At 65.2% G+C, this 23,055-nt stretch carries 20 protein-coding genes and 1 other RNA gene; 16 read left to right on the top strand and 5 right to left on the bottom strand.

The features are described 5' to 3' along the window. Nucleotides 1-5 precede the first annotated feature (5 nt). Nucleotides 6-437 (bottom strand): hypothetical protein, encoded by a 432-nt coding sequence (locus tag THIVI_RS11290; protein WP_041446955.1) that lies wholly within the window; start codon nucleotides 435-437, stop codon nucleotides 6-8. Nucleotides 438-658: 221 nt separating this feature from the next. Here THIVI_RS11290 and THIVI_RS11285 point away from each other — a divergent pair, with 221 nt between their 5' ends. Next, complete coding sequence (locus THIVI_RS11285; RefSeq protein ID WP_014778727.1) at nucleotides 659-3,028, top strand: hypothetical protein; 2,370 nt, start codon at nucleotides 659-661, stop codon at nucleotides 3,026-3,028. A 172-nt stretch (nucleotides 3,029-3,200) separates the two neighbouring features. Here the strand turns inward: THIVI_RS11285 and THIVI_RS11280 are convergent, their stop codons facing one another. The 4 genes from THIVI_RS11280 to THIVI_RS11265 all read right to left on the bottom strand — a co-directional run bounded on the left by THIVI_RS11280 (nucleotide 3,201) and on the right by THIVI_RS11265 (nucleotide 7,653). Then, nucleotides 3,201-4,637: an FAD-binding oxidoreductase gene (locus tag THIVI_RS11280; RefSeq protein ID WP_014778725.1), complete on the bottom strand. Its 1,437-nt coding sequence runs from the start codon at nucleotides 4,635-4,637 to the stop codon at nucleotides 3,201-3,203. Between the two features lie 106 nt (nucleotides 4,638-4,743). Beyond that, entirely contained in the window at nucleotides 4,744-5,292 is a 549-nt protein-coding gene (locus THIVI_RS11275; RefSeq protein WP_245537253.1) for a BON domain-containing protein, read from the bottom strand. A 25-nt stretch (nucleotides 5,293-5,317) separates the two neighbouring features. After that, nucleotides 5,318-5,692, bottom strand: coding sequence for a YraN family protein (locus THIVI_RS11270; RefSeq protein ID WP_014778723.1), 375 nt, complete (start codon nucleotides 5,690-5,692; stop codon nucleotides 5,318-5,320). Between the two features lie 110 nt (nucleotides 5,693-5,802). Continuing rightward, entirely contained in the window at nucleotides 5,803-7,653 is a 1,851-nt protein-coding gene (locus THIVI_RS11265) for a penicillin-binding protein activator (RefSeq protein WP_014778722.1), read from the bottom strand. A 36-nt stretch (nucleotides 7,654-7,689) separates the two neighbouring features. Between THIVI_RS11265 and rsmI the strand changes: the two genes are divergently transcribed. The 15 genes from rsmI to THIVI_RS11195 all read left to right on the top strand — a co-directional run bounded on the left by rsmI (nucleotide 7,690) and on the right by THIVI_RS11195 (nucleotide 23,051). Next, nucleotides 7,690-8,550, top strand: coding sequence for a 16S rRNA (cytidine(1402)-2'-O)-methyltransferase (gene rsmI / locus THIVI_RS11260; protein ID WP_014778721.1), 861 nt, complete (start codon nucleotides 7,690-7,692; stop codon nucleotides 8,548-8,550). Between the two features lie 55 nt (nucleotides 8,551-8,605). After that, nucleotides 8,606-8,976: RNase P RNA component class A (gene rnpB / locus THIVI_RS23175), an RNA gene on the top strand. Nucleotides 8,977-9,257: 281 nt separating this feature from the next. Next, complete coding sequence (mraZ, locus tag THIVI_RS11255) at nucleotides 9,258-9,713, top strand: division/cell wall cluster transcriptional repressor MraZ (protein ID WP_041447527.1); 456 nt, start codon at nucleotides 9,258-9,260, stop codon at nucleotides 9,711-9,713. Nucleotides 9,714-9,762: 49 nt separating this feature from the next. Next, complete coding sequence (rsmH, locus tag THIVI_RS11250; protein WP_014778719.1) at nucleotides 9,763-10,731, top strand: 16S rRNA (cytosine(1402)-N(4))-methyltransferase RsmH; 969 nt, start codon at nucleotides 9,763-9,765, stop codon at nucleotides 10,729-10,731. Then, nucleotides 10,728-11,018 carry a cell division protein FtsL gene (ftsL, locus tag THIVI_RS11245; protein ID WP_014778718.1) on the top strand — a complete coding sequence of 97 codons (291 nt, stop codon included), beginning with the start codon at nucleotides 10,728-10,730 and terminating at the stop codon, nucleotides 11,016-11,018. Before rsmH ends, ftsL begins: the two co-directional genes overlap by 4 nt. Next, on the top strand, nucleotides 11,005-12,810 hold the full coding sequence (locus tag THIVI_RS11240) for a peptidoglycan D,D-transpeptidase FtsI family protein (RefSeq protein WP_014778717.1): 1,806 nt from the start codon (nucleotides 11,005-11,007) through the stop codon (nucleotides 12,808-12,810). Before ftsL ends, THIVI_RS11240 begins: the two co-directional genes overlap by 14 nt. After that, complete coding sequence (locus THIVI_RS11235; protein ID WP_083845744.1) at nucleotides 12,810-14,180, top strand: UDP-N-acetylmuramoyl-tripeptide--D-alanyl-D-alanine ligase; 1,371 nt, start codon at nucleotides 12,810-12,812, stop codon at nucleotides 14,178-14,180. Before THIVI_RS11240 ends, THIVI_RS11235 begins: the two co-directional genes overlap by 1 nt. A gap of 1 nt (nucleotide 14,181) precedes the next feature. Next, complete coding sequence (gene mraY / locus THIVI_RS11230; RefSeq protein ID WP_014778715.1) at nucleotides 14,182-15,264, top strand: phospho-N-acetylmuramoyl-pentapeptide-transferase; 1,083 nt, start codon at nucleotides 14,182-14,184, stop codon at nucleotides 15,262-15,264. A gap of 5 nt (nucleotides 15,265-15,269) precedes the next feature. After that, complete coding sequence (gene murD / locus THIVI_RS11225; RefSeq protein WP_014778714.1) at nucleotides 15,270-16,661, top strand: UDP-N-acetylmuramoyl-L-alanine--D-glutamate ligase; 1,392 nt, start codon at nucleotides 15,270-15,272, stop codon at nucleotides 16,659-16,661. Then, complete coding sequence (gene ftsW, locus THIVI_RS11220) at nucleotides 16,658-17,902, top strand: putative lipid II flippase FtsW (RefSeq protein ID WP_014778713.1); 1,245 nt, start codon at nucleotides 16,658-16,660, stop codon at nucleotides 17,900-17,902. The genes murD and ftsW overlap by 4 nt, the downstream gene beginning before the upstream one ends. Continuing rightward, on the top strand, nucleotides 17,887-18,990 hold the full coding sequence (gene murG, locus THIVI_RS11215; RefSeq protein ID WP_014778712.1) for an undecaprenyldiphospho-muramoylpentapeptide beta-N-acetylglucosaminyltransferase: 1,104 nt from the start codon (nucleotides 17,887-17,889) through the stop codon (nucleotides 18,988-18,990). The genes ftsW and murG overlap by 16 nt, the downstream gene beginning before the upstream one ends. Next, nucleotides 18,987-20,414 (top strand): UDP-N-acetylmuramate--L-alanine ligase, encoded by a 1,428-nt coding sequence (murC, locus tag THIVI_RS11210; RefSeq protein ID WP_014778711.1) that lies wholly within the window; start codon nucleotides 18,987-18,989, stop codon nucleotides 20,412-20,414. The genes murG and murC overlap by 4 nt, the downstream gene beginning before the upstream one ends. Next, nucleotides 20,415-21,314 (top strand): UDP-N-acetylmuramate dehydrogenase, encoded by a 900-nt coding sequence (gene murB / locus THIVI_RS11205; protein WP_014778710.1) that lies wholly within the window; start codon nucleotides 20,415-20,417, stop codon nucleotides 21,312-21,314. After that, nucleotides 21,311-22,267 carry a D-alanine--D-alanine ligase gene (locus tag THIVI_RS11200; RefSeq protein WP_014778709.1) on the top strand — a complete coding sequence of 319 codons (957 nt, stop codon included), beginning with the start codon at nucleotides 21,311-21,313 and terminating at the stop codon, nucleotides 22,265-22,267. Before murB ends, THIVI_RS11200 begins: the two co-directional genes overlap by 4 nt. Then, nucleotides 22,260-23,051 (top strand): cell division protein FtsQ/DivIB, encoded by a 792-nt coding sequence (locus THIVI_RS11195; protein ID WP_014778708.1) that lies wholly within the window; start codon nucleotides 22,260-22,262, stop codon nucleotides 23,049-23,051. The genes THIVI_RS11200 and THIVI_RS11195 overlap by 8 nt, the downstream gene beginning before the upstream one ends. Nucleotides 23,052-23,055 lie beyond the last annotated feature (4 nt).

Raw genomic sequence — 23,055 nt, 5'->3', positions numbered from 1 at the left:
GCGGTTTAGGGTTGCTCCAAGCGGATACCATGCTTGTGATACCAGGCCCGATCAAGGGACCAGATGACGGAGTCGACATCGGGCTGGGAGATCATCAACTCGATCGCGCGCATCTCCTGCCTCCAGAAACGCTCGCCAGCGGCGAGCATGACGGGATCCTCGGATGACTTGTCCGCCAGGTCGGCATCGATGGCCTTCAAGAATGGCTCGACGGGCGCGACCGAGGCATGCGGACTGGTCAGGGTCACGATTCCGTTGAGGAAGAGGACGGCGCGAAAATCGTACGGATAGCTCGCCAGCACGGGATCCTGTTCCAGCAGTTGGTTGAGCTGCCAGATGCGCGGGGTGACCCCGAAGCGGTTCCAGGCCAGCGAAAACACCAGCAGGGCAAGCAAAATGGCGGAGACGATGATGGCATTACGCGTCAGGCGATCCATATCGGGATGAAAACCTCTTAAGATGTCGTCAAATAAGGCGGTGTCGCATGGCCCAGCGGCCGAACGTCGCGACCCACCGGGCACCGCCGGATGCGACATGATGCTTGGCTCCATGGATCGGGCGCAAGCGACAGCCGCGGGCCGAATGCCGTTCGTCGGCGGCTCGCCGAAAGCGTAAACTTCATCTGGCGTCATGCAAGCCCGGTCAGGAGAGCGAACCGATGGGAATGCGTTTGGATCTGTTCACTCATGTCCCGCGCTTGAATTTTCTCAGGCTCAGGCCCTACGGCGAGAACCTGGCGACCCCTGCCGTGACGGTCTGGCTGGGTTTCGCCTGGGTCGTCATCCTCTTGATGGCCAGTCTCGAAGGAATCGTCTGGGGTCTGATCGGCGCCTCCATCGTCCCCCAGGGAGCCGGCTGGCTGAGTCCGGTGGCCGGGCTTTTCCTGTTCGCGTTGATGTTCGCGATCATCTGGATCGTCGACGCCTCGCTGATTCTATCCGAGCGGCCAGTCTTGCGCTTGCGACGCGGGATCCCTGGGACGAATCAAGGCATCGGCCCGCTCGCGCGCTGGATGTTCGGTTTGCTGGTCCGGGTCGCCATCGTCGCGGTCTCGCTGTATGTGACCGCGCCCTTTCTCGCCAAGCTGATCCGGGCCGACGATATCGCCTCCTACCATCAGCGCCAGGTCGAACAGTATTTCGCCCAGCGCGACGCGGCGCTGAGGGAGCAGATCAATGCGCGTGCCGCCCAGATCGATGCCCTGTATCGAGACCGCACCCAACCGCTGGAGGCGCAGATCGAGCGGCTCAATCAGTCGCTGACGCTGGAACGCGAACAACGCGCCCGGATCGAGGCCGAATATGCGCCTGAAATCGCGGTTCTGCGGCAGGATCTGGCGGCGGCGCAAGCCCGCTTCGGCGACGAGTTGATGGGGCGCGATGGCCGCCCCGAGGGCCGGGGGCCGGAGGCGCGCAAATGGGAGGCCAATGCCAATCGGTTGGCCGAGGCGCTGACCGCCAAGCAAGCGGAAATTGCCCCCCGCCTGGCGACGGTCGCGCAACGCATCGGCGAGCTTGAACAGACCCTGAGCACCGAATCGGAGACGCTGCGGCTCCTGCGCCAGGAACGGCAGCAGCGCCTCGATCAGGCGACGGCGGAGGAGACCGCGCGGCAGGTGGAGGCGCAGCCGCCACGTCTGACCTTCGCCGCGCGCTCCCGGATATTGCAAGCGCTGCGCGAGAGTCCCGACGAGCGCGGGGTGCCGCATTTCGAGACGGTGGAAGGCTTTTCTCAGGCCGCCCTCGGCGTTCTGTTCTTCGCGCTGATCGCGCTCAAGCTCTTCGAGCCGCCCGCCGTGAGCGCCTATTTCAGCGAGAGCCTGCAATTGCAGTATCGCAAATATCTCGCTGGCGGCCTGGCCGAAATTCCCGGCTTCGAACTGCCGGAGGATCCCGCGAAACGTCTGAATCCGGTCGAGTTCGCGCGTCTGTGGCAGGCCTATGAGGCGGACCCTGACGCCTTCCATATCCGTCGCCAGGCGTTACTGGAGATTCGCGAACCTTTGCTAAAATATCAGGCCGAACAGTCCTTCGAGCAGGAACTGCTCGCCCGCCGCCGGGAGAACCTCGACCAGGAACAGGCGTTCGCGCACCAACGCCGCAACCTTGAGTTGACGGCCTACGATCAGGAGTTGCGCGCGCGGGTTGCGCAAGTACAGGCGCAACTCGATCAAGAGACCAAGGCGCGCATGGATCATCGCCGGAGCGAACTGGCGAACGAGTTGCAGCAGGCGCGCGAGGAATGGGAGCGACACAAGACTCAGGAAGCGGAGGATCTGCGCCAGCACCGGGAAGCCTTTGAACAGTCGCAGGCATTGGCGCGGGAAGAGCTGCGCCTGCGCGCGCGGGAGATCGAACGGCTCCGCGAGGAGCACCAAGCGGCGATCCGCCAGACCGACCGCGAACTCCAGCAGACCGAGCAGCGGCTGATCGGCGAGCTGGATCTCAAGCGCAGGCGCGAAGCGCTTCAGGTGCGTCAAACCGGCATGCGCGAGGAAATCGACCGACTGCGCGGCCTGGAAGCGCGGCAGGCTGCGGACCGTGCCGTGCTGCGCGAGAGCGGGCGCGCGGCGGGAGCAAGGATCGCTGCTCTACGCCAGCAAATCGAGACGGCGGAAACCGAACTTGCCGCACGGCAGACGCAGCTCGCCACTCTGACGCGAACCATCGCCGAAGCAACCGCGCAGTCCGCCGAAACGGATCGGCGAACCATAAAAGGTTTCTGGTCGCGCGGGAACGCATCCAGCGACACCAAAACCCTGCGCGAGTCCACGCGGGATTTGAAAGCGCTCGAAAAATCCGAACGTCTGGAGCGCGAACGCCTCGCGCGCCTGCGCGAGGAATTACAGACAGTGGAAACCCGCAAGCTGAACCAGGACAGCGAACTGGATGAAGCGGAGACCCGTCTCTCGGCGCTCCAGGCGCGCATCCTCTTTTACGAAGACGGCCTCGGCAACCTCCTCTCCTCGCGCCTCGACGAGGATGACGAGGGAAAACCGGTAACCGAGGGCCGGGAGCTTCAGGGCTAAACCGCGCCTAATGTGCGATCGCTTGTGGTGACCTTGAAGCCGTTCGTGGTGAGGCTCTCGAACCATGAACGGCTTCACGCGCCGAAGCCGGATTTCTCGCCCGTCCCCCATTCGACTGGGCTCGGGACGCACGGGAAATCCCTTCACCGAAGGCATCATTCATCGGGGCCTTTCACCCCATCGACTCATCCTGAGCATTGCTGGCGACCGGCGGCAAACCCTTGCCGGGGTTCAGAATCCCGGCGGGATCGAAGCCGCGCTTGATCTCCGACATCAGCCGTAGCGCGACCGGATCGATCTCCCGGCCCACGAAATCGCGCTTTTCCAGCCCGACGCCATGCTCGCCCGAGAGGGTTCCGCCCAGACGCAGCACCAGCGAAAACATGGCGTCCAGGCAATCCCGGGCACGCTCGACCTCCCCGGCATCGTCCGGATCGATCAGCAGGTTGACATGGATATTGCCGTTGCCGGCATGACCGAAATTGACGATACGAATACCGGTCTCGTGCGACAGCCGCTCCAGTCCCTCAATGAACTCGCCCATGCGCGACACCGGGACGACCACGTCCTCGTTGATCTTTTTGGGGGCGATGTGACGCAGGGTCGGCGAGAGCGATTTGCGCGCCTTCCAGAGTGCGGCGACCTCGGCGGCGGAGTCGGCGCGTCGCAGTTCGAGCAGTCCCGCGACCTGGGCGGCGGCGGTCACAGCGTTCAGCGCCGCGTCGATGCAGGCTCGCGGGCCGTCGACCTCGATCATCAGCAGCGCCCCCGCGCCCTCGGGCAGATCGATCTCAGTGAAGTGGCGCACGGTGGCGATGGCGGCGGCATCCATGAATTCGAGCGCGCAGGGGGTGACCGGTTGGGCCATGATGGCCGAGACGGCGGCGGCGGCGGCGTGGATGTCGGCATAGGTGGCGCGCAGCGTGCGCCGGGCCTCGGGCAGCGGGGTCAGCTTCAGGGTGGCCTCGGTGATCAGCGCGAGGGTGCCCTCCGAGCCGATGACGAGCCGCGTCAGATCGTAGCCAACGACGCCCTTGGTGGTCAGGACGCCAGTGCGAAAGGACTCGCCGCATCCATCGACGGCCCGCAGACCCAAGGTATTGTCGCGCGGGGTGCCGTACTTGACCGCGCGCGGACCGGCGGAGTTGTAGGCGAGATTGCCGCCGATGGTGCAGGTCGCCGCGCTGGTGGGGTCCGGTGGCCAGAAGAAGCCGAGTGGCTCCAGTGCCTGCTGCAGGGTTGCGTTGAGCACGCCCGGCTGCACGACCGCCAACCGGTCGGCGGGGACGAGACGGAGAATCCGGTCCATGCGCTCGAAGGAGAGGACGATGCCGCCCCGGTCTGGCACCGTGGCGCCGGTGGTGCCGGTGCCGCGCCCGCGCGCGATCAGCGCAACGCCCGCTTCGGCGCAGAGTCGGACTAGCGCCGCGATCCGGGCCTCGTCGGTCGCGAACACGACCGCCTGCGGCAGCGCGTGGCGGCGGCTGTTGTCATAACCGTAGGGCCAGCAATCGGCCGGATCGGTGAGCAGGCAGCCGTCGCCGGCGATCCGTGTGAGCGAAGAGCGGAAATTAGCGGAAAACGCGACCCCGCTCGCGATTCTGTTCAATGTGTTCGACCTTTTTTTCTCATCATATAAACCGCGTCGCACCAACCGTTGCAGGCACTGCGAGGCTGGAATTGCCCGCGATCAGGCATGTTGCTCTGGACGCGGTTTACTGGTACTCGAAAAGTTTGACCACACGCTTGACGCCGGGGACATAGCGCACCCGCTCGGTTGCCGCATCCGCCTCCGCCGGGCTGACCAATCCCAGGAGATAGACCACGCCGTCCTCGGTGACGACCTTGATCCGGGTCGCGTTGAAATCCGGGAGATCGACCGCTGTCATCGCTAGTTTGGCGCGCGAGGTGATATAGACGTCCTCGGATTGACGCATCAGGTCGGTGTTGGGTCCGATGGTCAATTCATCGATGACGCGCTGAACCTTGGGGAGACGGCTCACATGATCGATCGCCTGGCGAACCACGTCCGCCGATTCCGCCTGGCCGGTCAGAAGGACCGTTCGGTTGTAGCTGGTCACCGCGATTCTGGAGTGCCCCTGAATCGCGGAATCCTGGAGCAATTGATGAATGGCGGTGAGTTCGATCTGCTGATCTTCGGCTACGACCTGTGCTGGACGGCGATCATAGACGGCAGAGGCGCCGACCACTGCTCCGCCCACGACCAGGGGAACGCAACCGGACAGCGCGACCGTTAGCGCCAAACATCCCGCGAGAAAATTCAAATATCTATGAGGAATCGGCGGTAAAAGCATGTTTAATCCACTGAATCTGATTCTGGCCGCTGATGGCGACGACATCGAAGCGGCAGGGTAGGGCGCTGGGATGCGACTGAAGATAGTGCTTGGCGGTCGCGATCAGGCGTCGCTGTTTGCGGGCGTCGACCGTTTCCGCCGGGCTGCCGAAGCGTGTCGAGCGGCGAAAACGCACCTCCACGAACACCAGCATCGCGGACTCGCGCAGAATCAGATCGATTTCGCCGTATCGGCAGCGGTGGTTACGCGCAACGAACTTCAGACCCTGGCGTGTCAGAAAAGACTCGGCGAGGCGCTCCATCTCCTCGCCGACCGACCCGGCGCTGGGTTTCGATTCCTGACTGACCATGGTCATCTCCATCCCGGATCGTTGAAGACTATCCGTTCATTGCGCTTGCCTTATTTGGATCTCGCGCCCTGTAAATAATTCCTTGTCCCTTGTCCCTTGTCCCTTGCCTCTCAGCGCACCTCCGGTTTGTCCTTGTCCGCAGTGACATCGGCCAGGCGCGGGCCAGTTTCGGTAAAGCGTCCAAGCTCAAGCTGGCGCTGGATCCGTCCCAAACGATCGAGCGAGAGTCCGCCGGTCTGTCCCGGATAGTAGGCGCCAGGGTTTTTGGCAAGGTCCGCGAGACGCGGCGCCAGTCGGTAGGCGTCGATGCCCATGGCATGCAGCCGGGCGAGCGGGTCCGTGCCTTTGCTCAGGACGCGGCGCGAGAGCGGTCCCGCGCCGCCGACATCGAGCATCCAGGGAATATCGACGAAATACAGTCCGACCAGTCCCGCGTCGCGTTTGGGGTCGAAATCGCCCGAATAGACATGGGAGGTGGAGATGACGACGATGGGTTTGGTCGACGCGGCTTGCAGGCTGGGGTGAAGTTTGCGCGCCATGTCCGCGGTCGCGACCAGGAACACCAGATCCGCGTCGGCCCCGCCGAGTAGCTTGGCCGCCACCCGGTCGGCGCTGGCCCCGGTCGGCTGGTAGCTTGACTGCCGCGTCAGAGTGCCTCCCTGATGACTCCACTGGCGCCGAAAGGCACCTGCCAGCCGCTCGCCCCAGGCGCTCGCCGGGTAGAGCAGCAGCGCGTGTCTCAGACCCATGGCGTAGGCCTTGCTGGCAACCTCGGCGGCTTCGTTCTCGGGCGAGAGCGAGAATTGGTAGAGGTTTTCGGCGCGTTTGTCGGTTCGGGTCGCCTCGTTGAGCGCCAGGGTCGGAACTCCGAGCAGCCGCTCGGCCGCCAGGGCGTCAACGGCTTCCTTCTGTAAGGGGCCGATCACATAATCGGCGCCGTCCTGGATTGCCTTGGCATGCAGGCCCCGGGAGCGGTCGGCATTGGAGATGTCCGTGAAATTCAGGCTTGGCCGTTGGCCCGCCCGATCCGCGCGGCCGGCGGCCTCGATGCCGTCCTGCACGGCCTTGGCGGCGGCGGCGAAGCGACCGCCACGCGGGAGCAGAATGCTGATCCGGTCGCCGTTCGCATAACCGCCGGCAAGCGTGCCCGTGTAGGCGCTGGCCAGTTCGGGGAGCGCCGGGTGCCCTGAATGCCGTTGCTGCCATTGGCGGTAACGGGCCTCCAGCGGTTGCGGATCGGCGCCGGCGTTGCGTGTCAGCAGGGCGACTTCGGCCCAACCTTTCATCGCGCCGCTTCCTGTGCTCGTGAGATCCTGTAATCCCGTGTTGCCAATCAGGCTTAATGTCGAGATCAGAGAGACCTGATTGAGCAGGCGTTCGTCCTGTTGGTCGAGCAGTCGATCAAGATCGTTGAGGGTTTGAGCGGCGGCGAGGGGCGAGTTGGCAAGGCGCTGGGCGGAGGCAAGGGTTCCCAGCCGCTTGGCCTTCAGTTCCTTGGGTAAGGTCTGAATCTGCATGCGCTCCAGCAATCCGATCGCGTCCTTGGGATGGTCTGTCAGCAGCGCCAGATCGGCCTCGGTCAGCAGCAGCAGATCCCGTTGCGAGGGTGTCATGTCCGGACGGGAGATCGCGTCGACGGTTGTCTTCGCGGGTGCGATTTGACCGCCCGCGAGAGAGGCGCGGGCCGCCTTGAGCTGGAGTTGAGCGCGCGCGGGCGGTTGCGCCTTGGCCGCGAGGGCGAGATAAAGTTCGGCGGCCTCCGCGGTCTTGCCCTGGGCTTCCAGGGAGGTCGCGCGATTCAGTTCCGCGACGGGGATGGGGGCGAGTACCCTGGCCTCCTCTTGGATTGGGTTGACCGCGCAGCCGGACAGGATGGCCGCCAGCAGCAGGGGCGATAGCCGCCACGCGCGGGTCGGGCGCATGGTGGACAAAAGGATGCGGTCAACGCGATTCTTGAGCATGTTCAGTTCCGTTTCAGAGTCTGTCGAGGGCACAAGATGCAGCAGCAACGAGGAATACTATACGTGGTCGCAACGCCGATCGGCAATCTTGCCGACATGACCGAACGCGCGCGTAAGATCCTGTCCGAGGTCGCTTTGGTGGCCGCTGAGGATACCCGCGAGACCCTGCATCTCCTCAACCACTTCGGGATTGCGGCGACGCTGGTCGCCTACCACGATCACAATGAGTCGCGGGTCGCGCCGCGTTTGCTGGCGGATCTGGAGGCGGGGCGCGATGTGGCGCTGGTCTCGGACGCGGGCACGCCCTTGATCAACGATCCTGGCTATAGCCTGGTCGCCGCGGCGCGCGAACGGGGTCTGACGGTGGTTCCCGTGCCGGGCGCCAACGCGGCGATCTGCGCGCTCTCGGCGGCCGGTTTGCCGAGTGATCGGTTCCTGTTTCTTGGGTTTCCGCCGCGCACCAGCAGTCAGCGTCGGACCTGGCTCGGTGAGGTTGCCGACGAGCCCGGCACCCTGATTCTTTACGAAAGCGCGAAACGGGCGCTGGCGACGCTCGAAGATCTGGGCGCGGTGCTCGGCGAGCACCGCCGCGTGGTGCTGGCGCGCGAACTCACCAAACGCTTCGAGACCTTTCTGTCCGGTCAGCCGCGGGAATTGATCGCTCGGCTGGAGGCGGATCCCGAACAGCAGCTTGGCGAACTCGTCATCCTGGTCGAAGGCCGGAGCCTGGATCCGGACGAGGGCGAGCGCATCGAGCAGGAGCGGGTGCTGCGGATCCTGGGCGAAGCGCTGCCGCTGCGTCAGGCGGTCGACCTGGCGGCCCGCCTGACTGGTGCCCGGAAAAATACGCTCTATCGATTGGGTCTCGATCTGGGCCTGGGGGCGGCTGGCGATTGAGGTGCGCGAATTTTCAGCCGCTGCATGATCGCTTTTTCGGTATACTACCCGGCTGGGAGTTGGTCAGGCAGTCGCTCGTTTCGTCCGCGAAACGGGAGGAAAGTCCGGGCTCCAACGGGCAGGGTGCCAGGTAACGCCTGGGGGGCGCGAGCCCACGGAAAGTGCCGCAGAAAAGATACCGCCGATCCCGCGCCCGTCGCGGGAGGTAAGGGTGAAATGGTGCGGTAAGAGCGCACCGCGCCGGTGGCAACATCGGTGGCAGGGTAAACCCCACCCGGAGCAAGACCAAATAGGGGGACATGCGGCTTCGACCGCGACGCGCGGCCCGCGCGTGTTCCCGGGTAGGTCGCTTGAGGCGCATGGCGACATGCGTCCCAGATGAATGGCTGTCCTCGACAGAACCCGGCTTATCGGCCAACTCCCTCCTCATGATCCCCGCGCTCCCGCTCATCCGATGAGCATCCGCGACTTGCGCGCTTTAACTCAAGTCGTTTCTAGATTGATTGCCTCACCTACCTGAAATCAAGCATCTTTTTTTGAGTTCGCATCCATGCTGAACTATGGCGTGTAAGTCGCTGACTGCCAACGCGAATACGCGAACGGATTCTTGACGATGTCTCTGGCGATCACTAAGATGACGTATAAGTGGGTGAGAGTGGGGAATTAGGGGGCAAGGCGCGATCGGCGAGTCGCCAGGGGGACGGTTGGTGTTTCGGGGGGTGGCCATCGTCAATCTGGATGCGAAAGGTCGTCTTGCGATTCCGTCGAGGCATCGCGACCGCCTGCAGGCGTCCTGCGAGTCCCATCTGGTGATAACGGTGGACCGGGATCGCTGTCTTCTGCTGTATCCAGAGCCCGAATGGGAAGTGATCGAGCGTCAATTCGCCGCTCTCCCTGCTCTCGATCCCACTGCACGCGCTCTCCAGCGGCTCTATGTCGGAAATGCACAGGAAGTGGATATCGACGCCCAGGGCCGAATCCTTGTACCCCCATATCTACGCGATTTCGCCGCTTTGGATAAGCGGGTCGCGTTCGTGGGTCAGGGGATTAAATTCGAGCTGTGGGACGAGGCGGCCTGGCAGGCGCGTACCGAGGCGGCCCTGAACGATTCGGCGCTCGGCGAACTGGCGTCGACCACCGGTTTGGGCACCCTGATACTGTAATCGCCGCCGCTCTGAAAATCTTGGTTTTAATATATAAAACAGATGTTTAATGCATAAACCTGTCTTACTGGAGGAGAGTGTGGCGGCGCTGGCGCTAGATCCGTGCGGTCTCTATATCGACGCGACGTTCGGGCGTGGCGGGCATAGTCGCGCCATCCTGGCGCGCCTGGGCGCGGCCGGGCGTTTGATCGCGCTGGATCGCGATCCGGATGCCGTTGCCGCCGCTCGCCCCCTGGCGGCCCTGGATTCGCGCTTTTCCATTTTTCAGGGGCGCTTTGGCGCGCTCGGCGAGGTTCTGGCCCAGGCCGGTCTACGCGGTCAGGCGAACGGAATTCTGCTCGATCTCGGTGTGTCGTCTCCCCAATTGGACACCGCTCGGCGCGGGTTCAGCTTTGGGTCGGACGGGCCGCTCGACATGCGCATGGATCCGCAATCTGGCGAGTCGGCGGCGCAGTGGCTCGCGCGCGCCGATCAGGACGAGATTGTCGCGGTGCTGCGCGATCTGGGTGAAGAGCGTTTCGCCAGACGGATCGGCCGCGCCATCCTTGAGACGCGCGCCAGCGGCGAACTTCTGACCACCTCCCAGCTTGCCGACCTCGTGGCCCGCGCGGTGCCGACCCGCGAGCCGGGCAAGCATCCGGCGACCCGCACCTTCCAGGCGCTACGGATCCAGGTCAACGACGAATTGAACGAGATCCAGCGCTGTCTTGCCCAGATTCCGGATTTGCTGGCGACCGCCGGGCGACTGGTGGTCATCAGTTTCCATTCCTTAGAGGATCGGATCGTCAAACGCTTCATCCGTCAGGAGTCGCGCGGCCCTGTCTTTCCCAAGGGAGTTCCGGTTCGGGCGGCCGAGACGCATGGCTGTCTGCGCGCGCTCGGGAAACCGGTGCGTCCATCGCCCGAGGAAGTGGCGGCGAATCCCCGTGCGCGGAGCGCGATCATGCGCGTTGCCGAGCGGCTTGCCCCAAGCGGTATCGAGTTGGATGCACGGCATGGCTCGGGGAGGGTGTCATGATCCAAAGCCGGGTGTTCATGCTCGCCGTTCTCGCCCTTGCCGTTATCCTGTCGGCCATCGGGGTGGTGCATGCCAAATATCTGACGCGGGTCAATTTCAGCCATTTACAGGATCTGCGTGCCCAGCGCGATGCCATCGACGTGGAGTGGAATCGTCTGCGACTCGAGGAGGCGACCCTGACAACGCATGCCCGCGTCGAGCGCAAGGCACGTTATGAACTCGGTATGTTCGCCCCTCGGATTGGCGACGTACTCCTGATCGAGGAGGCTGGTCATGGCAACCCGTAACCGTCGCCCCCGGCGCGACTTGTCCACGCGCGCCAGGCCCTTGCGCGCGAAACCCAATTTACCGCTGCGCCGCCGTCTGCTGGTGGGATTGCTCTCGGGTGCCTTCGTGCTGCTTTCGGGCGCGGTTTTTTATCGTCAGGTCATCGAGACCGACTTTCTGCAAAACGAGGGCGAGCGACGCTATTTGCGCATCGGCGAGATCGCGGCGCGGCGCGGCATGGTCACCGACCGGAACGGCGAACCGCTGGCCGTGAGCACGCCGGTCGAGACGGTCTGGGCGGATCCTCGCAAACTGGCGCAGAACCTGGATGCGCTGCCGCCGCTGGCCATCGCGCTTGGGTTCGCCCCAGACGCTTTGCGCGAGAAGATCGAGACCAATCGGGAACGTGGATTCCTGTACCTGAAGCGCCGGGTGAGTTTCGACGAAGCGCGTGCGGTAAGGCTGGCGATTGCCGAACACAACATCGACGGCGTCGATTTCGAGACCGAGTACCGGCGTTTCTATCCTGGCGCGGAGGTGTTCGGTCATGTCATGGGGTTCACGGATATCGAGGATCGCGGCCAGGAGGGGGTCGAACTCGCCTATGACCAGCACCTGAAATCCGAACCTGGTTTGCGCCGGCTGATCCGCGACGGTCGCCAGCGCATCGTTCAGGAGGTCGAGCAGATCCGCCCGCCCCGTCAGGGTAAGGATCTGGTTCTGAGCCTGGACCGTCGACTGCAATTTCTCGCCTATCGCGAACTGTTGACCGCGGTTAAGGAACACAAGGCCAAGGGCGGGACCGTGGTGGTGCTGGACGTGAACACGGGCGAAGTGCTGGCGATGGTCAATCAGCCCGGTTACAACCCGAATGCCGACCGCGACAGCGGCAGCGATCGGCGTCGCAATCGTGCCCTGACCGATGTCATGGAACCGGGCTCCACGCTCAAGCCCTTCGTGGTCGCAGCCGCCCTGGAGCGAGGGCTGATAACGCCGACGACGCGCATCGCAACGGGGCCGGGGACGCTCAAGGTTGGCAGCAACGTGGTGAAGGATGTCCATAACTACGGCACCCTGGATGTGACCGGAGTCATTACCAAGTCGAGTAACGTCGGCTCGGTCAAGATCGCGCAGAAGATGGATTATGCCAGCCTCTGGGGACTCTACGATCAGCTTGGATTCGGCCATGCGACCGGTGTCGGCTTTCCCGGCGAGAGTGCCGGACGTCTGCGCCATTATTCGCGCTGGCGACCCTTCGAGCATGCCACCATGGCCTTCGGTTACAGCCTCTCCGTCACCTCGCTCCAGCTTGCCCAGGCTTACAGCGTGCTGGCGGCGGATGGGATCAAGCGTCCGGTCACTCTGATCAAGCGCGATCCGGCGCTTGCCCTCGGCACGGACGAGGGGACGCCCGACCCCGTGTCCAAGGAGATTCGCATCTTGAGCGCGGACACGGCGCGCAAGGTCCGCGCCATGATGGAAACCGTGGTCTCCGACCAAGGGACGGCCAAGCGGGCACAGATTGCCGGTTATCGCGTCGGCGGCAAGACCGGCACGGCCAAGAAAGCGGGCCCTGGCGGTTATGGCGGCGGTCGCTATCAGTCGGTCTTCGCCGGCTTCGTCCCAGCCGGTCGGCCGCGTCTGGCGATGGTGGTCATGATCGACGAACCGGGCGGGAGTTCCTACTACGGCGGTCTGGTGGCGGCGCCGGTTTTCCAGAAAGTGATGGAGGGCGCGCTGCGGCTCTTTAATGTGCCGCCGGACGATCCAGTTCCCTCGATGCTGCTTGCGCATCGGGAGCCGAAGCCATGATGTGGACGCTGACTCAAGCCGTCGCGCAGGCTGGCGGATCCCTGCACGGTCAGGATCGGGCGTTCGCTGGCGTTGGGACCGATTCGCGCGCCGATTGCACCGGGCAACTCTTCATTGCCCTGCGCGGCGAAAACTTCGACGGTCATGACTATGTTGCCGCTGCCCAAAAGGCCGGCGCTGTCGCGGCCTTGGTGGATCGTCCGCTGTCGCTGGATCTGCCGCAATGGGTCGTCGACGACACCCGTCTCGGTCTCGGGCGTCTGGCGGCGGCCTGGCGCGATCGCTTCCCCGGTCGGGTGATCGCCATTACGGGCAGTAACGGCAAGACCACCGTCAAGGAAATGCTCGCGGCCATCCTGGCGCGGGCCGGTCGGGTGCGGGCCACGCAGGGCAATCTCAACAACGACATCGGCATGCCGCTGACCCTCCTGGGGGCGCGCGACGAGGATTTCCTGGTGCTTGAAATGGGCGCCAATCATCCGGGCGAAATCGGCTACATGACCGAGATTGCCCGCCCGGATCTGGCCCTCATCACCAATGCCGGACGTGCCCATCTGGAAGGATTCGGCAGTCTCGGTGGGGTGGCCCGCGCCAAGGGCGAGATTGCGCGCGGGCTCTCCCCGGATGGGCTATTCCTGGTCGCTGGCGATTCGCCGCATCTGGGTCTGTGGCGCGAGTTGTCCGCTGGCCGACGCCTGCTGACCTTCTCTCTCGACGACGGCACGGCGGAAGGCGCTGACGTGACCGCCCGCTCCGATGTCATTCGAGTCGCCTGGGACGATGACGGTTTTCGCACCGAGTTTTCGGCGCGCGTCGACGCGCGCGAGATTCCGCTCAGGCTGCGTCTGGCGGGTCGTCACAACGTCCGCAATGCCCTGGCGGCAACCGCCGCCGCCTTGGCGCTCGGCATCGACGAACGCCTCATCCGCGAGGGGCTGGCGGGGCTGCAACCGGTCAAGGGCCGTTTGTGCCCACGCCGCTGCGGTGAGTTTGGCGTCATTGACGACACCTATAACGCCAACCCGGATTCCATCGCCGCCGCGATCGACGTGCTGGCCGGACTGTCCGGGCGGCGCTGGTTGGTGCTCGGCGATCTCGGCGAGCTGGGGCCGGATGCGCCGCGACTGCACGCGGAGGTTGGCGCGGTCGCGCGCGCGGCCGGAATCGATCGCCTGATCACGGCCGGCACGCTGAGCGAGTCGGCCAGCCGCGCCTTTGGCGAGGGCGGTCGGCATTTCGCGGATCGGCAGACGCTGGCCGACTGGCTGCCCGCCGAACTGGCCGCGGGGGATCGGGTGTTGGTGAAGGGTTCGCGTCTGGCGCGGATGGAATTGATCGTGAATGCGCTGTGCGCTGGGTCGGGACTTTAGAATGCTGCTCTATCTCACCGAATGGCTTGCTGAATTTTATAGCGGCTTCAATGTCTTCCGCTATCTGACCCTGCGCGCGATCCTCGGCGTCATGACCGCTCTCGGGATCGCCCTGCTGGTTGGTCGCCCGATGATCCGGCGTTTGCGAGCCTTCAAGATCGGTCAAACGATCCGTGACGACGGTCCGCAGAGTCATTTGTCCAAGTCTGGCACGCCCACCATGGGCGGCGCGCTGATTCTGGTCGCCGTCGGGATCAGTACCCTGCTTTGGGCCGATCTGGGGAACCGCTATGTCTGGATCGTGCTGCTTACGACCCTGGCCTTCGGCGCGATCGGGTTGGTGGACGACTATAAAAAGCTGGTGAAGCGCGACCCGCGCGGGCTCGCCGCGCGCTGGAAATATTTCTGGCAGACCCTCGCCGGGTTCGCCGCCGCCATTGCGCTCTACGCCTCCGCCGTCTCGCCGGCCGAGACCGCGCTGCTGATCCCCTATTCCAAGAATTTTGCGATTCAGCTTGGTCCCTGGTTCATTCTGTTGACCTACTTCGTCATCGTCGGGGCCAGCAACGCGGTCAATCTGACCGATGGGCTCGATGGCCTGGCGATCATGCCGACCGTGCTGGTGGCCGGCGCCCTGGCGATCTTCGTCTATGCGGCGGGGCATGCGCAGATCGCCAATTATCTCCTGATTCCCTTTCTCCCCGAGGTTGGCGAACTGGTCATCTTCTGCGCCGCTCTGGTGGGCGCCGGGCTGGGGTTTCTCTGGTTCAACGCCTACCCGGCCCAGGTCTTCATGGGCGACGTGGGCGCGCTCGCCCTGGGTGCGGCCCTGGGCGTGGTCGCGGTCGCGGCCCGTCAGGAACTGGTGCTCTTCATCATGGGCGGCGTCTTCGTGGTGGAGACGATCTCGGTGATGATGCAGGTGATCTCCTTCAAGCTCACCGGAAAGCGGATTTTCCGGATGGCGCCGCTGCATCATCATTTTGAACTCCAGGGCTGGCCGGAACCGCGCGTCATCGTGCGCTTCTGGATCGTGACCGTGGTGCTGGTCCTGATCGGGCTGGCGAGCCTGAAGATCCGGTGAACGTCATGGCCCATTCACTGCCACTCGACCCCCGTGGGCTTGGCTGCTCGGAGGGCAAAACGCTGATCGTCGGTCTCGGCAAGACCGGGCTGTCCTGCGCGCGCTATCTGCGCGCCCAGGGCGTGTGGGTGGCCGTCACCGATTCGCGCGCCCGGCCGCCCGGTCTGGAGACCCTGCGGGAAGAACTGCCCGAGGTCGCGGTTTTTGTCGGCGGCTTCGAGCCCGAGGTCTTCGCATTGGCGACGCAACTGGTGGTGAGTCCGGGGGTGCCGATGGCCGAACCCCTGATCCAGGCGGCGCTGGACCGTGGCGTGCCCGTGATCGGCGACGTGGAACTCTTCGCGCGCGCGGCCCGGGCGCCGATCTGCGCCATCACCGGTTCCAACGGCAAGAGCACGGTGACGACCCTGGTTGGCCTGATGGCCCGGCAGGCGGGACGGCGGGTGGCGGTCGGCGGCAATCTCGGCGAACCGGTCCTGGATCTGCTCGCCGACGACATCGATCTCTACGTGGTCGAATTGTCGAGTTTCCAATTGGAGACGACGCCTGGACTGCGGGCCGACGCGGCGGTGGTGCTCAATATCGCGGCCGATCATCTGGACCGCTATCCGGATCTGGCGGCCTATGCCGCAACCAAGGCGGGCATCTATCGGAATGCACGGGTGGCGGTGGTCAATCGCGACGATCCGCGGGTGGTTGCCATGCCGCGCGTGGGGGCGGTTGAGATCGGCTTTACCTTGGGCGAGCCGGACGCGGGCGATTTCGGGTTGCGGTCTTGCGATGGTGTCCTGTGGATTTGTCGTGGAGACGACGCCTTGATGCCGGCGTCCGAGGTGGCGATTCCGGGGCGGCATAATCTGGCGAATGCCTTGGCGGCCCTGGCGTTATGGGCGGCTTGCGGGTTAGTCGGGGACGATGGGTTTCGCTGCGCTCTACCCATCCTACGGAGTTTTCCCGGTTTGCCGCATCGTAGCGAACTGGTCGTCGAGCGGGATGGGGTGCGCTGGTATGACGACTCCAAGGGCACCAATCCGGGGGCGACGGTGGCGGCGCTGGAGGGTCTGGTTCCTGACGGTGCGTCGGGGCGGGCCGTGCTGATCGCCGGGGGTGACGGTAAGGGCGCCGATTTCGCGCCGCTGCTGCCCGCCGTGGCGCGCGCGGCGCGCGCGGTGGTGCTGATCGGGCGCGATGCGCCGCTGATCGAACGCGAACTGGCCGGGTGCGTGCCCCTGGTCCATGCCTCGGACATGCCGGATGCGGTTCGTCAGGCCGCCGGTCTGGCGCGACCGGGGGACTGCGTTCTGTTGTCTCCTGCCTGCGCCAGCTTCGATATGTTCGACAACTATGAACATCGCGGCCGGGTCTTTGCCGAGGCCGCGCGGAGGCTTGCGTCATGACCGCGGCCGTTCGCTCGACTCATCCTGGCCAGCGTCGGCGCGAGCGCATTCCGGCGCTGGATTATCCGTTGCTGGTTTGTGCCCTGGGGCTGCTGGCGTTCGGTTTGATCATGGTCTCCTCGGCGTCCATGTCGATCGCCGAAAAATGCTGCAACGATCCCTTCTATTACACTATCCGGCACGCGATCGCGCTGGGGCTTGCGTTGTCCGCGGGTCTGCTGACCTTCAACGTGTCGGTGGCCCGCTGGGAGCGCACGGGAACCTGGTTGTTCCTGCTGGGCGTTCTGGTGCTGATCCTGGTTTTGACGCCGGGGATCGGACGCACGGTCAATGGCGCGACGCGCTGGATCCCGCTTGGGCCGCTGAATCTTCAACCCTCCGAATTCGTCAAACTGTTCGCGATCGTCTATGTCGCCGGCTATCTGGTGCGCCACGCGGATGCCGTCGCCAATCGGTTGTCTGGCTTCATCCGACCCATGATCCTGATCGGGATCGCGGCGGCGCTGATTCTGATGCAGCCGGACTTTGGGACCACGGCGGTCATGCTGGCGACCGTGATGGGTTTGCTGTTCCTGGGCGGGGTCAGCCTCCTCCCGTTCGCGTTTCTGATTGGGGTGGTCGCGGTGGGACTGGTGGCGCTGGTCTTCCTGTCGCCCTATCGGATGCAGCGCGTCATCTCCTTCCTGGATCCCTGGCAGGATCCCTTCAACACGGGGTATCAGCTCAGTCAGGCGCTCATCGCCTTCGGGCGTGGCGAATGGCTGGGGGTAGGGCTCGGCAACGGGATCCAGAAACAGTTCTTTTTGCCGGAGGCTCACACCGATTTTTTGGCCTCGGTGATCGGCGAGGAGTTCGGTTTGGTCGGCATCCTGGCGCTGATCGCGGCCTTCGCCTTTCTCTGCTGGCGCGCCTTCTCGATCGGCGCCCGCGCCGAGGCGGCGGAGCAGCCGTTCGCGGCCTACGTGGCCCAGGGCATCGCGCTGTGGCTCGGTCTGCAAGCCTTCGTCAACCTCGGCGTCAACGTGGGTTTCCTGCCCACCAAGGGGCTGACCCTGCCCTTCCTGAGTTATGGCAGCAACAGCCTGATCGTTGGCTGCATGGCGGTCGCCATCCTCTTGCGCATCGATCTTACCATGCGTCAACTGGAGTCGGATGCCGGGCCCAGGCGCCGGCCCACCACGTCGGCTTCCCCGGGCGCGAGAAGCGGAGTCGAAGGAGGCTCGCCATGGGCACGTGCATAGGCGTCATGGCCGGCGGTACCGGCGGTCATGTGTTTCCGGCGCTTGCGGTCGCCGAGTGTCTGCGTGCGAGCGGTGCGGAGGTCTTCTGGATCGGCACGCGCCAGGGGATGGAGTCGCGGTTGGTTCCGGAGCATGGCTTCGAGATCGAATGGATCCGCATCGAGGGGTTGCGCGGCAAGGGGCTCGGTCAACGGCTGCGCGCGCCCTTCCGACTGGCAGGCGCGCTCTGGCAGGCGCGCGCCATCCTGCGGCGGCGGCGGCCTTCGCTGGTGCTCGGCATGGGCGGATTCGCCTCGGGGCCGGGCGGTCTGGCGGCGCGCGCGATGGGGTTGCCGTTGGTGATCCATGAACAGAATTTTGTCCCCGGCATGACCAATCAATGGCTGGCGCGGGTCGCCACGGCCGTCTTCGAGGCCTTCCCGGGGAGTTTCCCGCACGGGCGTGGCGCGGTGGCGGTGGGGAATCCGGTGCGTCAGGCGATTCTCGGAATGCCGCCGCCGCGCGAGCGATTGAGCGAGCGTTCCGGCGCGTTGCATCTGTTGGTGCTGGGCGGTTCGCTGGGGGCTCGGGTTCTGAACGAAACGCTGCCCGCCGCGCTGGCGGCGATGCCGGCGGACGCGCGCCCCGAGGTGCGCCATCAGGCGGGCGAACTCACCCTGGAGACCGCTCGCAATGCCTATCGTCTGGCCGGTGTCGAGGCCGAGGTCATGTCCTTCATCCGCGACATGGCGGAGGCTTACGCTTGGGCCGATCTGGTCGTGTGCCGGGCCGGCGCCTTGACGGTGTCCGAACTGGCCGCCGCCGGGGTGGCGTCGGTGCTGGTGCCCTATCCCTTCGCGGTCGATGACCATCAGACCGGCAACGCCCGCTATCTGGCCGATGCCGGGGCGGCGCGTCTGGTCATCCAGCGCGATCTGGACCAGGGCGGTTTGACGACGCTGCTGACCGAACTGCTTGGCGATCGCGCGCGTCTGCTGGCCATGGCCGAGCGCGCGCGCGGTCTTGCGCAATCCGATGCCGCGGCGCGAATCGCTGCCGACTGCCTGGCGCTTGCGCGGGGCGAAACCCTAGGAGCCATGACGCCATGAACGCCCATCTTCAGCATACGGCGGCCCGCATGGGGCGGGTGCGTCGACTCCATTTCATCGGTATCGGCGGTTCCGGCATGAGCGGAATCGCGGAACTCGTGGCGAATCTGGGCTACGAGGTGGCCGGATCGGACCTGCGCGAGAGCGAGACGACGCGCCGACTGCGCGGGCTTGGGATCGAGGTCTTCATCGGCCATCGGGCGGAGCAGGTCGCCGACGCCGACGCCGTAGTGGTCTCCACCGCGATCGATGAAGCCAATCCCGAGATTCAGGCTGCCCGCGCCGCGCGCATTCCGATCGTGCGTCGCGCCGAGATGCTGGCCGAACTCATGCGCTTCTACTATGGCGTCGCGGTGGCCGGCACCCACGGCAAGACCACCACCACCAGTCTGGTGGCGAGCATCCTCGCCGAGGGCGGTCTCGATCCCACCTTCGTCATCGGCGGGCGGCTCAATAGCGCTGGGGCCAATGCCAAGCTGGGCACGACCAAATATCTGGTGGCCGAGGCCGACGAGAGCGATGCCTCCTTTCTCTATCTCCAGCCCATGATCTCGATCGTCACCAATATCGATGCCGATCACATGAGTACCTACGGCAACGACTTCAACCGTCTGCGCGGTACCTTCATGGAGTTCCTGCACCATCTCCCGTTTTATGGGCTGGCGGTGCTCTGTCTCGACGACGACGAGGTCCGGTCGCTGATTCCCATGGTGCCGCGCTCGGTGCGGACCTATGGCACCCGGCCCGAGGCCGACGTGCGGGCGACCGATCTGCATCATGAGGGCATGTACACCTCCTTTCTGGTCCATTGCGCCGATCTTCGGCGTCCCTTGCGGGTCACGCTCAACCTGCCCGGCCGGCACAATGTGCTGAACGCGCTGGCCGCGATCTGCGTGGCGCTGGAGCTTGGAGTCGACGAAGAGGCGATCAGCCGCGCGCTCGCCGGATTCGAGGGGGTCGGACGGCGGTTCGTGGTCAACGAAATCACCGACGCGCAGGGCCGCAACCTGCTGCTGGTGGACGATTACGGCCATCATCCGCGCGAACTGGCCGCCACCCTGGAAGCGGCGCGGGCCGGTTGGCTGGGCCGGCGTCTGGTGCTGGTCTTTCAGCCGCATCGGTACAGCCGGACCCAGGAACAGTTCGAGGATTTCGTGGCGGTGCTCTCCAGCGCCGACGTGCTGGTGTTGTGCGATGTCTATCCGGCGGGCGAGGCGCCCATCCCCGGTGCCGACGGACGCGCCCTGAGCCGTGCGATCCGGGTACGCGGCGATCTCGATCCGGTTTTCGCGCAGACGGTCGACGAGGTGCCCGATCTCCTGCCGAACCTGCTCGTGGATGGCGATATCGTGCTGGTCTCGGGCGCCGGCGACATCGGTGCCCTCGCGGCGCGGCTGCCGCAACTGCTCGCGCGGGGGCTCTGAATGTCCAGCGCCGATTTGATATCTCCGCGCGGCGAGATGCGACTGAACGAGCCGCTTGCGCGACACACGAGCTGGCGGGTCGGCGGTCCGGCGCGACGGTTCTATCGACCGGCGGACGCCGAGGATCTATCGGCCTTTCTGGGACGACTGGATCCGGACGAGCCGCTTCTGTGGCTGGGGCTTGGCAGCAATCTGCTGATCGCCGACCAGGGCTTCGCCGGTACCGTGATCCAGACTCAGGGTTGCCTGACGGGTCTTGAACGACGTGGCGAGACAGGCATCTGGGCCGAGTCGGGGACCGCGTGCGCCAAGCTCGCGCGTTTTGCCGCCCGGCTCGATCTGGTCGGCGTCGAATTTCTGGCCGGTATTCCCGGCACCATGGGTGGCGCGCTGGCCATGAACGCGGGCGCTTGGGGCGGCGAGACCTGGCCCCATGTGCGCCGCGTGCGGACCATCGACCGAACCGGGACGATCCGGGAGCGTGGCACCGGAGATTTCACGCCAGGGTACCGCGAGGTCAAGGGGCCGGAGGGCGAGTGGTTTTTGGATGTCGAACTGGAGCTGACGCCAGGAGACGGCGCCGCGGGTCTGGCGCGCATCCGCGAATTGCTCGACCGGCGCGCCGCGACCCAGCCCATCGGTCTGCCGAGCTGCGGTTCGGTCTTCCGCAATCCGCCGGGCGATCACGCGGCACGTCTGATCGAATCGCTGGGGCTTAAAGGTTATCGGATGGGAGGCGCTCAGGTGTCTGAAAAACACGCCAATTTTATTATCAATACCGGCACGGCGACGGCGACGGAGATTGCCGGCCTGATCGATTACGTGAGGAACGTCGTCGAGCATCGCACGGGGATCAGCTTGATTACCGAGGTGCGTCGCGTCGCGGGAGGGCGTCCATGACCATCGAGACGACCCCATCCGCGGCCGCGACAACCGACCGGATTCGCGCCTTCGGCAAGGTCGCGGTGCTCCTCGGCGGGCGCGCGGCGGAGCGCGAGATTTCGCTCAAGAGCGGTCGCGCGGTCCTCGCGGCGTTGCAGCGGCAGGGGGTTGACGCCCATCCGCTGGATCCGGACGCCACCGTGCTGGCGCAATTGCGCGCGGGCGGCTACGACCGCGCCTTCATCGTGCTGCACGGGCGCGGCGGCGAGGACGGTCAGATTCAGGGCGCGCTGGAAACCATGGGGCTTCCCTATACGGGCTCCGGCGTGCTCGGTTCGGCGCTGGGAATGGATAAATACCGCTGTAAGCTGGCCTGGGCGGGTTGCGGGCTGCCGACGGCGGAGTCCGTCCTGCTGCGCGGCGAGGCGGATCTGCCCGCGGCGGCGGCGCTCGGATTTCCGCTCATGATCAAGCCGGTTCACGAAGGGTCGAGCATCGGCATGGCGCGCGTGGAGACGGTCGACGCGCTCGAACAGGCCTGGCGGAGCGCCTCCGAATTCGATGATCTGGTACTCGCCGAGCGCTGGATCCAGGGTGCCGAATACACCTGCGCCATTCTGGGCCGGGAGGCATTGCCCCTGATCCGGCTGGAGACGCCGAATGCCTTTTACGATTTCGAGGCGAAATATCAGGCTAACAGCACCCTCTACCATTGCCCGTGCGGTCTCGACGCGACGGCGGAGTCCAGACTGCGGCAACTGTCCCTGGACGCCTTCGAGGCGGTCGGGGCCAGCGGCTGGGGCCGGGTCGATCTGATGCTGGACGGGACTGGCCGACCCTTTTTGCTGGAGATCAATACCGTGCCGGGCATGACCGACCATAGCCTGGTGCCCATGGCCGCGCGCGCCGCCGGGATCGATTTCGACGCCCTGGCGCTGCGCATTCTGGACACGAGTCTGAGTCGTGGCTGAGTCGACGCCCGACAGCGTCCCAGCGCCGAGCGGGCCGCCGCCGCGTTCGCGTCTGCGCGCCTTCCTCGGGTTGGCGTTGTTGTGCGCCATGGTCGCGGCTGTCTGGCTGTTCGGTTACTGGGAACCGCGTCTGTTGCCGATCCGCGTGATCGAGGTGGAGGGCGAACTCCATCATCATTCGTCACGCTTGCTGGAGAAAACCATCGGCGAACGGCTGCGTGGCGGGATCCTGACCGCCGACCTCGTCGATCTCAAGAGCGCGGCCGAGGAACTTGCCTGGGTCGGCCGCGTCAGTCTGCGGCGGGTCTGGCCGGATCGGCTGCAGGTGCGGGTCGAGGAACATCGACCGCTTGCCCGCTGGAACGCCGATCGCCTGGTGACCGCCGAGGGGGTCGTCTTCCATCCAGGGACCGGAACGATTCCCGCCGGTCTGCCGGTGCTCGAAGGCGACGACAGCCGGGCGCCCGAGGTGGTCAGGCAGTATCTGAAATGGCGGGAAGATCTGATGCTGGCGGGGCACCTGATTCAGGTTCTCACGCTCGATCCCCGCGGCGACTGGCGTCTTGAGTTGGTCATGGGCACCGAACTGCGACTGGGCACCGGCGCCATCGAGGAACGTCTCGCGCGCTTCATCGCCAGTGCGCCGCAACTTGAGGCGGCGGGTCAACCGTTGGAGGTGGACCTGCGTTACAGCAACGGTTTCGCCGTGAAATGGGCGCCGAGCGCGGAGTCGCCGGTCCCCGCGAACACGGGTCGCTCCAAGCGATCCGGCAATCGAGGATAACTGG

It is taken from the genome of Thiocystis violascens DSM 198, from assembly GCF_000227745.2.
In the GTDB taxonomy this organism is placed as follows: domain Bacteria; phylum Pseudomonadota; class Gammaproteobacteria; order Chromatiales; family Chromatiaceae; genus Chromatium; species Chromatium violascens.
Note: the sequence above shows the minus strand (reverse complement) of the source record. Positions and strands in the feature narration are given on the sequence as shown.